9 protein-coding genes are annotated in these 15095 nt (G+C 56.1%); 1 reads left to right on the top strand and 8 read right to left on the bottom strand.

Features of this window, described 5'->3' with window-relative positions; all coding sequences use genetic code 11:
- Positions 1-40 precede the first annotated feature (40 nt).
- The 8 genes from ACTG39_RS03070 to cphA all read right to left on the bottom strand — a co-directional run bounded on the left by ACTG39_RS03070 (position 41) and on the right by cphA (position 12781).
- Positions 41-2188 carry a 3-hydroxyacyl-CoA dehydrogenase NAD-binding domain-containing protein gene (locus ACTG39_RS03070; RefSeq protein WP_439106056.1) on the bottom strand — a complete coding sequence of 716 codons (2148 nt, stop codon included), beginning with the start codon at positions 2186-2188 and terminating at the stop codon, positions 41-43.
- 29 nt (positions 2189-2217) lie between these two features.
- Positions 2218-3426, bottom strand: coding sequence for an acetyl-CoA C-acetyltransferase (locus ACTG39_RS03065; protein ID WP_439106055.1), 1209 nt, complete (start codon positions 3424-3426; stop codon positions 2218-2220).
- A 209-nt stretch (positions 3427-3635) separates the two neighbouring features.
- Positions 3636-4481: an S-formylglutathione hydrolase gene (gene fghA, locus ACTG39_RS03060; RefSeq protein ID WP_439106054.1), complete on the bottom strand. Its 846-nt coding sequence runs from the start codon at positions 4479-4481 to the stop codon at positions 3636-3638.
- A gap of 7 nt (positions 4482-4488) precedes the next feature.
- Positions 4489-5595: an S-(hydroxymethyl)glutathione dehydrogenase/class III alcohol dehydrogenase gene (locus ACTG39_RS03055; protein WP_439106053.1), complete on the bottom strand. Its 1107-nt coding sequence runs from the start codon at positions 5593-5595 to the stop codon at positions 4489-4491.
- A gap of 63 nt (positions 5596-5658) precedes the next feature.
- Positions 5659-6963, bottom strand: a complete 1305-nt coding sequence (locus ACTG39_RS03050; RefSeq protein WP_439106052.1) for a DEAD/DEAH box helicase — start codon at positions 6961-6963, stop codon at positions 5659-5661.
- Between the two features lie 190 nt (positions 6964-7153).
- Positions 7154-8299, bottom strand: coding sequence for an amidohydrolase family protein (locus ACTG39_RS03045; protein WP_439106051.1), 1146 nt, complete (start codon positions 8297-8299; stop codon positions 7154-7156).
- Positions 8296-9987: a Mur ligase family protein gene (locus ACTG39_RS03040; protein WP_439106050.1), complete on the bottom strand. Its 1692-nt coding sequence runs from the start codon at positions 9985-9987 to the stop codon at positions 8296-8298. Before ACTG39_RS03040 ends, ACTG39_RS03045 begins: the two co-directional genes overlap by 4 nt.
- A 7-nt stretch (positions 9988-9994) precedes the next feature.
- On the bottom strand, positions 9995-12781 hold the full coding sequence (gene cphA, locus ACTG39_RS03035; protein WP_439106049.1) for a cyanophycin synthetase: 2787 nt from the start codon (positions 12779-12781) through the stop codon (positions 9995-9997).
- A 148-nt stretch (positions 12782-12929) separates the two neighbouring features.
- Here cphA and ACTG39_RS03030 point away from each other — a divergent pair, with 148 nt between their 5' ends.
- A complete protein-coding gene (locus tag ACTG39_RS03030) occupies positions 12930-15086 on the top strand; it encodes a cyanophycinase (RefSeq protein WP_439106048.1) in 2157 nt (718 codons plus the stop codon).
- Positions 15087-15095: the final 9 nt, after the last annotated feature.

The following is a 15095-nucleotide window of genomic DNA, read 5'->3' as shown; positions in this document are numbered from 1 at the left end:
TCCTGTGTTGACTACTGCTTAACTCTACAAACTGAGGCGTTTAGGCTGCCTGCTGTTCGGTATTTGCCGCGCGGTCTATGGCTATTTGCGGAGGCGTAAATCGATCACCGTAAGCCTCTTCGAGCTCGCGACAGCGTGCAACAAAACGTTCATAGCCATAGGTTTCTACGAACTGGATCAAACCACCCGTCCAAACCGGGGCGCCGATACCCATGATAGAGCCTATGTTTCCGTCCTCATCAGAACGCAGAACGCCGGACTCTCGGCACTTTAGCGCCTCAATAACCTGTCGGAACAAGAGGCGGTCTTTGATATCCGACTCTGGCAGACAGACATCGGACTTGTAATACAGGTCAAAGAGCGGCGGCCAGATAGCTTTGCTGCCGTCTTTACTGTACTCATAAAATCCACCGCCGTGATGACGTCCCCCACGACCGTTCTCGATCACCATGGTATCGATAACCTGCCGCATGACTGTGCCATCACCCCACTTATCAACGACACCCATTTCTTTCCACGTTTCCTGAGCTTTACGAGACAGTTCCATGCTCACCTCGTCAAACACCGCCAGAGGACCTACAGGCATACCTATGCCTTTGCCCATATTGTCGATGAGAACCGGGTGAATACCTTCGCTCAACAAGCGCACGCCCTCGTCCAGATAGGTGCCAAAGGTTCGCGATGTAAAGAAGCCCAGGGAGTCATTGACCACAATGGGGGTCTTTTTGATCTGCTGGGTGTAGTCAAAGGCTTTGGCGAGGGCCACATCGGAGGTCTTCTCACCCACAATGATTTCCACAAGGGGCATTTTGTCCACCGGCGAAAAGAAGTGGATGCCCACGAAATTCTCGGGTTTTGATGCGCCTTCCGCGAGCTGTGTAATGGGCAGCGTAGAGGTGTTGGAACCCCAAATACCCCCCTCGCTGAGCTGGCCTTCCAATTGCGCTGTGATTTTATGTTTCAGCTCTATGTTCTCGAACACGGCCTCGATAATGAGATCACAGCCTGCGAGATCATCGTCCGACGCTGTGGGTGTAATTCGCGCCAGAATTTCATCACGGCCCTCGGTGGTCAGTCGGCCGCGCTCCACTCGCTTATCTAGCAGCTTCTCTGAATAGGCCTTACCTTTTTCAGCGGCTTCGACGCTGATGTCCTTGAGTATCACTTCGATCCCCGCCATCGCAGAGACATAGGCAATCCCCTGCCCCATCATCCCTGCGCCGAGTACCCCCAGCTTTTCGGTCTTCTGCGGTGGAACATCCTTGGGACGGCTAGCGCCTCCATTGACCTTATTCAGACCAAAGAAGAAAGTGCTAATCATGTTCTTGGCTTCGGGAGTTACAGTCAGCGCAGCTAAGCCACGGGACTCCACCATCAACGCCGTATCAAGATCGAGCCGTAGGGCCTGAGCGGCGACGTCCAAAATCTTCGCAGGTGCAGGAAGCAAGCCGCGGGTCTTCTGCGTCAGCATCGCAGTAGCACCCGTTACCGCCTGGACTATTTTAGGTGAGGTGATACCACCGCCAGGGATTTTGTAACCCTTATGATCAAAAGGCTGTATCGCAGCGTCAGGATTATCTTTGTTTTCGTTTATCCAGGCTTTCGCTTTGCTGACGAGGTTTTCCTTCTCTGCAACCAGCTCATGGATCATCCCCGCATCCAGTGCCTTCACGGGGGGCACGCGTTTACCCTCAAGAAGGAAAGGTGCGGCCTTTTCAAAGCCCAATAGCTTGGTGAGGCGCACAACACCACCACCACCAGGAAGCAGACCCAGAGTCACTTCGGGAAGACCCAATTGAACGGACTTGTGGTTCCATGCGATGCGATGGTTACACACCAGGCACAGCTCGAAGCCTCCGCCAAGGGCTGCGCCATTGATCGCCGCGACGGTAGGTACGGGCAGCTTTTCAAAGCGACGCATGGTGCCCTTGGTACTAACCAGGCCTTCCATAAACTCCCCCAGACGATCGGGGGTCACCGCTACCAGATCATTGAGATCACCGCCGGCAAAAAACACTTTTTTTGCCGAGGCAATGACCACACCGTTCAGGCCCTCTTCAGCCTCCAGCTTGTCGACCACAGCGCCAAAGTCTTCGCGAAACTCCGCGTTCATAGCGTTTACCGGGCCCGTCATATCCATGGTTACGGTAACAATGCCGTGGGCGTCTTTTTCGTAATGCATAGTCATAGTATTTACTCCTCAGCGCAGATGGGCGCTTACACGCGTTCGATGATCGTAGAAATACCCATGCCACCGCCTACGCAGAGGCTCAACATACCGCGCCGTAAATCCCTTCGCTCTAACTCGTCGAGCATAGTGCTCACCAACATCGCCCCGGTCGCACCCAGAGGATGACCCATAGCAATAGCGCCGCCATTAACATTGGTGATTTCGTGATCAATACCCAGGTCCTGCATGTAGCGCAGAGCCACCGATGCAAAGGCCTCGTTAATCTCCCAAAGATCAATGTCTTCGTTCTTCATACCGGCTTTCTCAAGGCACTTTTTCGCCGCTGGACCAGGACCCGTGAGCATAATGACGGGGTCTGTAGAGAGCACGGCTGTCGCCACAATACGCGCTCGAGGAGTGAGCCCTAAGTCACTACCTGCTTTTTCACTGCCGATGAGAACGGCACTGGAGCCGTCAACAATTCCCGAGGAGTTGCCAGGGGTATGCACATGATCAATGTGATCAAGTACCGGATATTTCCGCAGAATCACATCGTCAAAGCCGAACTGACCAATCATCTCAAAAGATGCGTTTAAACCGCCCAACGTCTCAAGAGTGGTACCCGGCTTGATAAAGTCATCTCTTTCAAGAATAGGCAGACCAGACTCATCGCGCACGGGTACGACTGACTTGTCGAAATAGCCGTTATCCCGTGCGTGAGCGGCACGACGCTGGGACTCTACGGCATAGCGATCGACGTCTTCGCGACTCCAGCCTGCCAGCGTAGCAATGGTGTCTGCCCCGATACCCTGAGGTACGAAGCCGGTCTTCGCGGCGAAAGCGGGATCGGAACTCATGGGGCCGCCATTGGATCCCATAGGCACGCGAGACATCGACTCGATACCTCCAGCGACAACCAGATCTTCCCAACCGGACGCGACTTTTTGCGCAGCGATGTTCACTGCCTCAAGACCGGAGGCGCAAAATCGGTCTAACTGTACACCGGCGACGGACTCATCCCAGTCGGCATTTTGCACCAACATTTTGGCGATATCCGAGCCCTGTTCACCGATGGGGGTGACGCAGCCCATCACCACGTCATCAACGTAGCTGGTATCCAGGTCATGACGCTCCTGCAGTGCCCGCAAAAGGCCTGCACCCAGATCGAGAGGCTTTACCTCGTGGAGGCTACCTCCGGGCTTGCCCTTACTACGAGGGGTGCGAACGGCATCGTAAATAAAAGCAGAATGAGGCATGGTAAAACTCCTGGACAGAAAACCGGGGACCCGGATAGTGCAAGGGCTGCTGCTGCCACTCAATGACCCGGGGATTTAGCAAAATAGACCGTAAATGACAGCCCTCAAAAACCACCTGCCTGAACGGGAATCCTGTGGCTTGCGGGAAGTCTATGAGGACACCAAGACTCCGTTTGTGGCCGCTAGTAGAGCCTTGAACCGCTGTGAGTTTAGCTCGAAATAGCGCAATGCTGCGCATGAAAGGCGATGTGCTCATCCATAAAACTGGCGATAAAAAAGTAGCTATGGTCGTAGCCTTCCTGCATGCGAATTGTCGCCGCATAGGCGCTTTGCGTGCAGGCAGCTTCTAACAACGGAGTCTTTAACTGCTCTGTCAGAAAGTTATCCCCCGAACCCTGATCTACCAAGAGTGGGACATGCTGCGTCGCTGCGCGAATCAATTCACAGCTATCGTGAGCGGCCCACAAAGCACGATCGTCGCCCAGATAGGCTGAAAACGCTTTCTCGCCCCAGGGGCATTGCAGCGGTGCACAAATCGGCGCAAAGGCCGATACGCTTTTGTAGCGCTGGGGATTCTTAAGCGCAACGGTCAGCGCGCCATGCCCACCCATAGAGTGACCAAAAATGCTCTGTCGCGTGAGGTCTACAGGGTGTTCCTGAGCGATGAGCGACGGCAGTTCATCGAGAACATAATCGTACATCCGATAATGCTCAGCCCAGGGCTCCTGCGTAGCATTGACGTAGAAACCTGCACCCAAGCCCATGTCCCAGCTGCCGTCAGCATCGTCGGCTACACCCTCTCCCCGAGGGCTGGTATCGGGGGCGAGAATTGCGACACCGTGCTCTGCGGCGGCGCGTTGAGCGCAGGCCTTCTGAACAAAGTTTTCGTCTGTGCAGGTGAGTCCCGAGAGCCAGGTCAGGAGAGGCACACTTCCGCTTTCGGCCTGCGGTGGGAGATACAGTGAAAAATGCATCTCACAATGAAGCACCGTCGAGCGATGCTTAAACCGTAACTGCTGACCTGCAAAACTGCGCGCTGATGATACTAACTCCATAGCCGCCTCAGTAAAGTACGACGGAGCGAATGCTCTCGCCCGAATGCATGAGATCGAAGGCCTTGTTGATGTCATCCAGTGGCATGGTGTGGGTGATTAAGTCGTCGATATTGATGCGACCGTCCATGTACCAATCGACAATACGTGGCACATCCGTTCGACCACGCGCGCCGCCAAAGGCAGTGCCTCGCCAGCTTCGACCGGTCACCAACTGGAAAGGCCGTGTAGATATTTCTTTCCCTGCACCGGCAACGCCCACGATGCAACTCTGCCCCCAGCCCTTGTGGCAACACTCCAGCGCCTGACGCATGACATTGACGTTACCAATGCATTCGAAGCTATAGTCCACGCCACCGCCGGTAATCTCCACGAGATGGCCGACGATGTCATCAACATCCTTGGGATTCACAAACTCGGTCATACCGAACTGACGACCCAGGGCCTCTCGCTCGGGGTTGAGGTCAACGCCGATAATTCGGGAAGCACCCACCATACGCGCGCCCTGCACGACGTTGAGACCAATGCCACCCAGACCAAACACCGCGACGGTAGCGCCAGCCTCCACATTCATTGTGAAAGCGACAGCACCGATTCCCGTGGTGACACCGCAGCCGATGTAACAGATTTTCTCGAAGGGCGCGTCTTTACGCACTTTGGCCAGGGAAATTTCTGGCAGTACGGTGTAATTCGAAAACGTTGAGCACCCCATGTAGTGCAGTAAGGGTTTGCCGTCTAGAGAAAAACGGCTGCTTCCATCCGGCATGACACCCTGCCCCTGGGTCTCGCGAATCGCCTGACAAAGATTGGTCTTTGGGTTCAAGCAAAAGTCACATTCCCGGCACTCCGGCGTGTAGAGGGGAATGACGTGGTCTCCGGGCGCCAGGCCGGTAACACCTGGCCCCGTCTCAACGACAACACCTGCGCCCTCGTGACCGAGAATTGCGGGAAAAGCGCCCTCAGGATCGTCGCCAGAAAGCGTAAACGCGTCGGTATGACACACACCCGTGGCCTTGATCTCAACGAGAACTTCTCCGGCGCGAGGTCCCTCCAAATCAACCTCCATAATCTCCAGAGGTTTGCCTGCACCCAGGGCAACTGCTGCGCGTGTTTTCATCTACTCACTCCTGCAAATTAAGGGTATTTGATCAGTAAAACACAGATAGACAGGCGTGAAAACTCAGGCTGCGGAACTGGTCTTTTTGGGAGAATCTACGTCGTTTCCTCGCGCTTGCGATGAACCATTACCGGAACGTTTGCGCTGACGAGAAGCGGGGCGTGGTCTTCGAATCTTCGATGGCAGATCGCCTGCACCAGACTTTAACTCCGTATCATCGGGTGACGGCGGCCTGTCTGTGGGTTCAAATCCCGGAACATGAACGCGAGGAATGTCTTGCTGGATGAGATGTTCGATGCCCTGTAACAGCGGCGCGTCGTTGGCCGAGACCAGGGAATGAGAGCGCCCGGTGGCGCCCGCTCTGCCCGTGCGCCCGATGCGATGAACGTAATCTTCAGGCACCGAGGGTAAATCAAAATTCACGACCTCGGGGAGCTGGTCAATGTCTAAACCACGCGCTGCTATGTCGGTGGCAATCAATAGCTGAAGATCCCCGCCCTTAAAAGCATCCAGAGCCCGCTGCCGGGCATTTTGGCTTTTATTCCCGTGAATGGGTGCCGTGGTAAACCCGGCGTTGAGCAATTCTTGGGTGAGGCGATTGGCGCCATGTTTGGTGCGACAAAAAACCAGCGCCTGGGACCACTGTTCTTCACCGAGCAGGTGTATCAGCAACTCCGTTTTGCGATCACCATCCACCGGATAGGCTATCTGCTCAACCAGTGCCGTGGTGCTGTTTGCTGGGGTGACCTCGACGCAAGCCGGATCCACAAGATATTGGGAGGCCAGTGAACGGATCTCGGTTGAAAACGTCGCCGAGAACATGAGCGTTTGCCTGTTCTCAGGCAGGAGGCTAATGATGCGCTCGATATCATGGATAAACCCCATATCCAGCATGCGATCCGCCTCGTCCAACACCAACACCTCTAGTGCGGAGAAGTCCACCAAGCCTTGCTGAGCCAGGTCGAGAAGACGACCTGGCGTAGCGACCAGGGTATCGACGCCCTGCTTAAGGGCAGCGATCTGCGGTTCTGCTTTTACACCGCCAAATACGACCGTGCTATACAAATCGAGGTGGCTCCCATAGTCCATCACAGATTCGTGCACCTGGGACGCGAGCTCTCGTGTTGGCGTAAGGACTAATGTGCGCACCTGACCGCGACGTGCCGCACCTACAAATGCAAGGCGCTGCAGGATAGGGAGTACGAAGGCCGCGGTCTTGCCGGTGCCGGTTTGCGCAGCAGCGAGTACATCTCGTCCGTCCAGCACGAGAGGCACAGCTTTTAACTGTATGGGAGTCGGTTGGGTATAACCGCGATCGATAACGGCTTTCACCAAATCCGGTGAAAGGCCCAAGGCTTCAAAGTTCATTTCCAGCTATCCGTCAGCACATTTGTGAATCACTGCGTAAGACCAAAAACTGCCCTACGGCTTTTTGCTGACGATGTTGACGCACGGTCAGCCGGTGCGATGACTCAAGCATAGCTGAAAACGCCTAAGAAATCCGGCTCTGCGTAAAAGTGACTCTTCCCTGAAGTGCTTAGACTTTGGGTGTTGGAGACTAAGCTAAGAACTCGCCGTCGCGCAGCATCCAACGTCCACCGGACAGCAATGCGTCTACCCGGCCTTCCTGTGGATCCAGGAGCAGCAAGTCTGCCCGACTACCCACGCTTATCGCACCAGCGTCATTGAGCCTCAATGCAGATGCGGGATTGCGTGTCATGGCAGCAAGAGCGACGGGGAACAGCTCAGGGTGCCCTGTAAGCAAGCCAAGAAGCAGGTCAGAGAGTGAATCCGGTGAAGCCGCTGTCAGACCCACGAGCTCTCCGTCCACATAAACCGGGAGGGAACCTCCGGCATCCGAGGACAGGGTGATTTGCTCCGCAGGGGCACCCGCCTCAAGCAAACGACGCAAGGCCTGATCGGCCGTGATATCCCCTGCAGCTATGAGCTCTGGAGTAGTAGACACGGTGATATCGACGTAGCCACCCCGCAATGCCCACTCGGCAGCCTCGTCGAGCAAGGCGGTTGAGCGATTCACGTGTGTTGGGTACAACACCGATGCGGACAGATCGCTACCCTCCAAGGTCTCGCGCAGGAGCGAAAGTCTCGCGTCACCAGCACCCACGTGCACAAGCACGGTGCCTCCCTCTCCCGCGAGAATCCCTCCAAGCTGCGTTTCGGCCGCCAGGCGTCGCAACTCCTGCGCCGAGGGCTGTGTTCCACGATGATCCGCAATCGCCACCTCACCAACGCCAACCACGGGTGCAACGAGATAAATATCCCGGGCAATATCTCCCGTAAGGCTCGGCGCCGGCACACGATAAGCCCCGCTTAGCATATAGGCATTCAAACCCTGACTACGCATGCCCATAACGTTGCCGTAAAGAACATCCAGAGAACGACCGATAGAATCCGTACCGAGAGCACCGACGGGCGCAGTAACCCCCGCGCGCACAAAAGTCTCAACGTCCATCTCCGCGGTGCGGTTACCAAAGCCACCCTCACCGCCACCACCACAGGGGTGCGTCAAAGCATCAACAAGACCCGGCACGAGTAACTTTCCACTGGCGTCAATTTTTTCGGCATCCACATTCAAAGAACCGGGCTCTGCAATAGCGACAACTTCACTGCCCGCGACAAGGACATCACGCTGTCCAAGCGCTGTGGGGTCAAAACATTCAGCCCCGCTTATGAGGTACATCATTTGGCTCCTTTAGCGACCCGGGACTCTATGAGCTCCCGGGTTTTCTCGCGTTTTTCATGGGACAGCAATACGACTAGATCTCCGGGTTTTGCCCATCGCAAAGCAGCGCGCGCCGCATCCAGCTCTGTTTTAGTAAAGCTGATGGTCCTGGCGCTATGACCCTGAGCAATGAAGGCGTCACGCATAAGCTTTGCGACCTCACCTTCTTCTCGACCGCGGGCATGGCCATCCATGCGTTTAAGCCAGATGCGATCAAAATGTACTGTCGAGGATGCGTCAGCAAAGGCACGAATGTCCTCATCGCCACGGTCCCCTGCCTGCCCGGTGACCAAGGCCCGACGCTTAGCCGCAAGACCCTCGATCATTGGCATCAGCGCTTCGAGGCCTGCGGGGTTGTGCGCAAAGTCTATCAAGAAGGTAGCACCCGCCACGGTGTAAAGATTAGCTCGACCGGGATTATCGTCATTACCCAGAGCGCACAGCCCTCTCGCAATAGTCTTGAGACCGATGCCCAATGCATGAGCTACCGCAGCCGCGGCCAGCGCATTAGCAATATTGTGTCGCGCAACACCGCCATAACTTAAAGGCATTTTCTTAACAGAGAGGAACCCTGTCGCTTCCTCACCATCAATGTACTCAAGACGTCCCCGGCGAAGCGTAAAGCCCTTGCCACCTTTGGCGATATGCGCCTTGAATGCGGGCGCTGACGGAGACAGGGAAAACAGGCAAAGGGGTGCAGGCGAAGTGGCAGCTCGATCCATCAAAAGTGGATCTTCTGCATTAAGCACCAGACTGGACTCGCTATCGAGTGCCGCAGTCACAGACCACTTTACGTCGGCCAAATCTTCGACGGTCTCTACACCAAAGTCACCCAAATGATCCGCCGCGATATTGGTAATCAGCGCAACGTCGGCACGCGCCACTGCCAGTCCGCGGCGCAGGAGGCCGCCCCGCGCGGTCTCCAATAACGCCAGCTCACAGCGCTGATCTCGCAGCACAATGCGGGCGCCACCGGGGCCCGCGTAATCATCTCTATCAAGCAGTTCATCGCCCATCGCCAGCCAATCAGTAGAACTGACCCCCGCGATCTGTCCGGCGATTTTGGCAATCGATGCCAGCAGACGCACGGTGGTAGTTTTTCCATTGGTCCCGGTGATGAGTGCCGTGGGCACTGCTTTTAAACGGCGCCACTTCACGTCATCAGGATGGGGTAATTCAAACAAATCCCAGCTCTGGCTGTAGCGACCGGTACCCAGAGTCAGAACATCCTCATCCACCACAACCGGCGTTGCATGTTCCCGAGCTGTGGTGATGAGCCGCTGAAGTCTAGGACGTTCTTCGTCCCGATACTCTGCTCGCAGTGCTCTCGCTGCGCGAACCAGAAGGTGACGCTGCCCACCCTCGATCAAATCCCTGGCCGCCTCATAGGCGGTTTCGTTGAGTTCGGTTGCGGTATATAAACCGTCTAGAGGCGCAGAAAGGGCAAGGCTCACCCCGCCATCGAAGGGTCGTACCGCAAGCTCCTCGTCATCCCAATCGAGTTGTCCCAGGAGGCGTTTCGCGTGACGCCGCCAAGCCGCAATGAGCAGCTCGCGGTCACTGTCATCCACAGAGATATCCAGGACAGCGCCGGGGCCACTGAGCAAAAAATTCGCGCCGGTGAGGCGCCTCGAATCAAGCAAACGCATGGCAGTACTAGTCGTCGCTCTCCCGGGCGATCCGCACGCCCCGCTCGTCACGAATCAACTCCACATCATCAGAAAAGGAGAAACTACCCTCGAACTCCTCAGGCACCTCTATAGCAGGACGATCACCTTGCTCGCTGACCACATCCTCCCCAGGCTGGAAGTAAATAATTTGCTTCCAGGAACGAGTCACATGATCCGCAAGAATCAGTAGAAGATCTCCTCCTCTAGCCATATCCAGGGCTGCCTGGTTAGCCTCTTCTTCACTTTCAATAATCTGAATTTTGTCTTCGGAAACGCCGCCGTCCAGAAGGCCGCGTTTGAGTAAGCCCGGCACTTCTCCGGGCTCTCGTCCGCGCAAATTGTCATCACGGCGGCAGATATAATGATCAAAGTGACCCGCGGCAATACCCGCTACTTCGACGATATCCTCATCACGACGATCCCCAGGCATGGTGAGCACGACAATTTTGCGTCCACCAATTTCGTAGCGATCCACCACATCACAGACCATCTTCACAGCCGCAGGGTTGTGGGCGTAATCCAAAATCACCTTAAAGGGATGCTTGTCATAAACGTTTAAACGACCAGGAGACTGAAAGAAGGTGCTATCGAAGGTGCGCAGCCCCTGTCGAATATTCTCCAGATCAACATTCATGTGATATGCCAGCGCCGCGGCGAACATGGCATTTTGCACATTGTGTAAGGCTCGACCCTCCAGCGTCGCCGGAATCAAATGAGTCCACAGCAGCGGGATATTGTGGCCCTGCTCATCGTAGAGCGTGATCATTCCACCATTGATTCCCTGCTCGAGAACCAGGGCGGTACCACCGGCCTTGATGTGCTCGCGCACCAATGGGTGGGAGCGATTCATAGTGACATAGCAGAGCTTTTCTGCCGTGCAATGATCGGCCATTTGCAGACAGTGAACATCGTCGGCATTGAGTACCGCGGCGTCACGAGCGACTTCCACCACAACGCGCTTCACTTCAGCGAGGTCTTCCAGGGTATCGACACCTTTGAGACCCAGGTGATCGGCAGCAATGTTCAAACAGGCTGACACGTTGGAACGTTGGTAACCGAGGCCGCTACGCAAAATGCCGCCACGAGCTGTCTCCATCACCGCTGCATTTACTGAGGGGTCGCGCAGAACGATCTGAGCAGCCGTTGGACCTGTCATGTCCCCCGCTACCGTCAGACGACCGTCGATGTAGACACCATCGGTGCTTGTTTGCCCCACAGTTAAGCCGGACATTTTCAGAATGTGCGCCAGCATTCTTGAGGTGGTGGTCTTTCCGTTGGTACCGGTAATCGCTGCGATGGGAATGGACGATGGACTGCCCTCGGGGAACAACATATCGATAACAGGGCCTGCCACGTTTCGAGGCTCGCCCTCTGAGGGCGCAACGTGCATCCGAAATCCTGGCGCCGCGTTGCACTCGCAGATGCCACCACCAACTTCTCCGTAAGAGCGAGTGATGTCCGTGGTAATGAAGTCCACACCACCCACATCCAAACCAAGAGCAAGAATGGCCCGCTCGGCCATACTCTTGTTATCCGGGTGAATCACATCCGTAACATCCACGGAGGTGCCACCCGTACTCAAATTCGCGGTGGGTTGCAGGTATACGATATCGCCCTCGCCCGGGACGCTATCGCTACTCATGCCCGATTGGTTCAGCATACGTTCAGCAGCGGCATCCAGAGAGATTCGTGTAAGCACTTTTTCGTGTCCCACGCCGCGCAGAGGGTCCTCGTTTACCTTGGCAACCAGTTCTTCTACCGTTGAGCTGCCATCGCCCACCACGTGTGCGGGGACGCGCTTGGCGGCCGCCACCAATTGACCACCAACAACCAGGAGTCGGTGATCCAGTCCCTGAAGGAAAGTTTCAACGATAACGCCGTCGCTGTGCTCCTTGGCTTTGTCGTAGGCTTTTTCGACTTGTTCCTCGTTTTGAATATCGGTGGTCACTCCCCGCCCATGGTTGGCATTCAGGGGCTTGAGTACCACGGGATAGCCAATGCGCTCCGCGGCCGCTATGGCGCGACGCAAACGATAGACCAGTGCCTGTCGCGGCACAGGTAAGCCCAGGTCGCCTAGAATACGATTGGTCTCATCCTTCTCCGAAGCCAGCTCCACCGCAATGTGCGGTGTGGCACTGGTGATCGTCGCCTGCAATCGCTGCTGATAACGACCATGTCCCAGCTGGATCAGACTGTGTTCGTTCAGGCGTATCCACGGAACATCCCGCGCCTCTGCTTCTTTAACCAGCGAGTGGGTACTTGGGCCGAGAGAGCGCGACTGACAGGCCCGAATAAACTGATCCCGCTCTGCCGCAAAATCAAAATCGTCCGGGGCCCCTGAAGGTCGCAATTCCTTGGGTAAAAGCGAGTGCAACAGGTCCAGGCCAAGCTCGCCGGCCTGAATACCGGCAAACTCTTCTTCAAACTCAAAGACCATGTCGTAGACGCCAGTTTCGTCGGTTGATCGCGTCTTACCAAACGACACGTCGTAGCCGGCGATGCCCTGCAACTCGAGAACCATGTGTTCAAGAACGTGTCCCAGCCAAGTCCCCTCATCCTCCAACATGCGCCGGATCAAACCGCCGGGTTCGCGATAGGAACAGCCATGGTCTGCCAGACCGGGAAGCGCAGCCACCAGATCGTCTACAAAACCCTTACCCAGACGCCCTGTGGGCCATTCTTCAAGCACGCCAAGATCTACCGTATGCCGGATTACCGGAAAAAGCGCATAGACATTGGGGCCACGGTACACGCTGGTATCGAGGAACTGCATGGGATAACTCCGAACCGATCTGGGACTCCTCTACTCTACCCGCGAAAGACACGGCTTGAAAGCGGTGGATGGTCGCTTATTCACGACACTTTAGTGATAATGTCGCCCGTACTTTCAAACTTTCGACTGCCCAGCTCCGGGACGCACATTGACGCCTGAATCTATACAAAAAACTAACCAGAGTGATCGCCAGGCCTTAGGCTCACTGGCTCTCATTGGCGGGCGATTTGAGGCAGACAACACGGCGCTGTTTAAAGCGCTCCTCGAGCGGTGCGACGGTCGAATTGCCGTATGTTCCATGGCTTCTGGCTATCCCGAGGAGGTGGGCGCAGAAACCGTCGAAGAATTCCGTGCCCAGGGTTTCTATGCTGAGCTCGTACCCATTTTCTACGAAAACCGCGAGGAATCTGCCTTCGATCTACGCTTAATCGAAAGGCTGGAGGCGTTTGGCAGCGTATTTTTCACGGGCGGGGATCAGTCACGCATTGTGGGAACCTTAGTTCAGCAGGGTAATGAAACACCGGCATTAAAGGCGATTCGCGATCTTTATTTTAGTGGCGGCCTGATCGCCGGAAGCTCGGCCGGCGCGGCAATCATGTCAGGCCCCATGATCCTGGGGGGGACCTCGCTCAACGCTATCAGTCGCGGCGTGGATCTCCGTGACAATGGCGCGGAGGACTTCGATGCGTTTCGCCTCGGCGAGGGTCTGGGCTTTTTTACCTGGGGGATGGTCGATCAACACTTCCTCCAGCGTGGACGAGTGGGCAGGCTTATCAAAGCCGCACAACTGTCGGGTGAAGCACTCGCTTTCGGCATCGATGAAAACAGTGCGCTCATCGTGCAGGGCTCTCGCGGTGAAGTGGTTGGCGAGACCGGGATACTGTTTATAGACCTGCGCAAAGCCAGCTTCGAGGACTCGGAGTTTAGCGTGCGTAACGCCCGCGTTTCATACCTGGATGATGGAGACGCCATCGACTTGCAGCGGGGCAAGCCTATTCCCGCAGCCGACAAGCGACGTACCCGGGTTGGACGAGCCTCTTATCGCTCGCCGGCACCCGTGCGTAGAAACGCCTTCGCCAGCTATGGACTTCATGATCTGATACTGCGCCTTGTGGAGTGCGACCCGGCGTTCTACAGCAAAGACAGCTCCAGCGCCTTTGACGCGCAGTACGGGAACCAGGTCACGCTGCACGTGCAACGACGCCCCCGCCGCTCTCGAGCGCTGAGAGCCGTGCGTAACGGCGAGATTCGTTATAGCGCCATAAACTTCAATCTGGATATCCATTGCGCCGCTCTGGATGCTTGTCCGCTCAGTGAAAGCACACAGGTTCTCCGTCCGGACCCTGCTCCAGAAGCTCGTTTGGTCATGCTGGGAAGTACACCCATCGATTGGTCCTATGCGGCACGGCAAAAGCTATTGAGCGAGCTTCGAGAGCCTGTTGGCGTACTCTCCACAGCCTCTGGCGAGCCGACCGCAATGGCAGAGCGCTATCTCGATTGGCTGGCCAGTGAGAATGTTCAAGCCGAACTTCTGCCTATCTCCCTGCACAATATCGAGCGGGCGAGCCGCGACCGTGCGCTTCTCAAGACTATAGAGCGCATGGGCAGTCTTTTCTTTACGGGCGGCGATCAACGCCGCGTAACGGAAGCTTTGCTTCATTGCGCAGAGGCCACGCCCGTGTTGCACAGCATCGTTACGGCTTACGAGCGCGGCACGCCATTGGTCGCAGTGGCTGCCTCCGCCACGGCCCTGGGCAATCGCATGATTGCCGAAGGCGACAGTGTTTCTGCCTGGCGCTACGGAAGCTCAGAAGACGCGAGTTTTTCCGGCGTCGTTGTCGAGCGGGGAATTGGCCTGACTCGCCTGGGACTCATTGATCAAAATTTTGTGCGACGCCACCGCCTTGGTCGCCTGCTTATTGCGTGCGCGGCGCAGCAAGAGCGCTTTGGCTTCGGCTTGTGTGAAGGTGCCGGGATGATTATCCACGGCAATGAGCGAGAGATAGAAGTCATCGGCAGCAACGGTGTCGTGGTTGTGGAGCTTGATCTGGAGCGCGTGCGTCTCGCACCAAAAGTCCCGGACCCTGCTGGTATACGCTTGTATATTTTGGAGCCTGGACAGCGAGTTCGTCTCGAGGATCTTGCAGGCGCAACAGCAGAGCGCTCGGCATCAGCCACCGCACTCCTTAAGGAAACCCTTGATGATTTGGCCCGGGATTATCACGCTGCGCTGGGCGAGACTGATCGCTCATTCAACACTCCCCGCTGGCTAGAAACCCTGGGGAACCCCCCAGCCATTCACTAAGGATTTACT

Origin of the sequence: Congregibacter sp. (assembly GCF_965662665.1) — a bacterium.
Classification (GTDB): Bacteria; Pseudomonadota; Gammaproteobacteria; order Pseudomonadales; family Halieaceae; genus Congregibacter.
This window is presented reverse-complemented; position numbering and strand designations above follow the sequence as displayed.

Excerpts from the sequence above, each read along its gene's own strand:
- ACTG39_RS03070 (WP_439106056.1), bottom strand. The coding sequence starts at position 2,188 with ATGACTATGCATTACGAAAAAGACGCCCACGGCATTGTTACCGTAACC.
- ACTG39_RS03065 (WP_439106055.1), bottom strand. The coding sequence starts at position 3,426 with ATGCCTCATTCTGCTTTTATTTACGATGCCGTTCGCACCCCTCGTAGT.
- fghA (WP_439106054.1), bottom strand. The coding sequence starts at position 4,481 with ATGGAGTTAGTATCATCAGCGCGCAGTTTTGCAGGTCAGCAGTTACGG.
- ACTG39_RS03055 (WP_439106053.1), bottom strand. The coding sequence starts at position 5,595 with ATGAAAACACGCGCAGCAGTTGCCCTGGGTGCAGGCAAACCTCTGGAG.
- ACTG39_RS03050 (WP_439106052.1), bottom strand. The coding sequence starts at position 6,963 with ATGAACTTTGAAGCCTTGGGCCTTTCACCGGATTTGGTGAAAGCCGTT.
- ACTG39_RS03045 (WP_439106051.1), bottom strand. The coding sequence starts at position 8,299 with ATGATGTACCTCATAAGCGGGGCTGAATGTTTTGACCCCACAGCGCTT.
- ACTG39_RS03040 (WP_439106050.1), bottom strand. The coding sequence starts at position 9,987 with ATGCGTTTGCTTGATTCGAGGCGCCTCACCGGCGCGAATTTTTTGCTC.
- cphA (WP_439106049.1), bottom strand. The coding sequence starts at position 12,781 with ATGCAGTTCCTCGATACCAGCGTGTACCGTGGCCCCAATGTCTATGCG.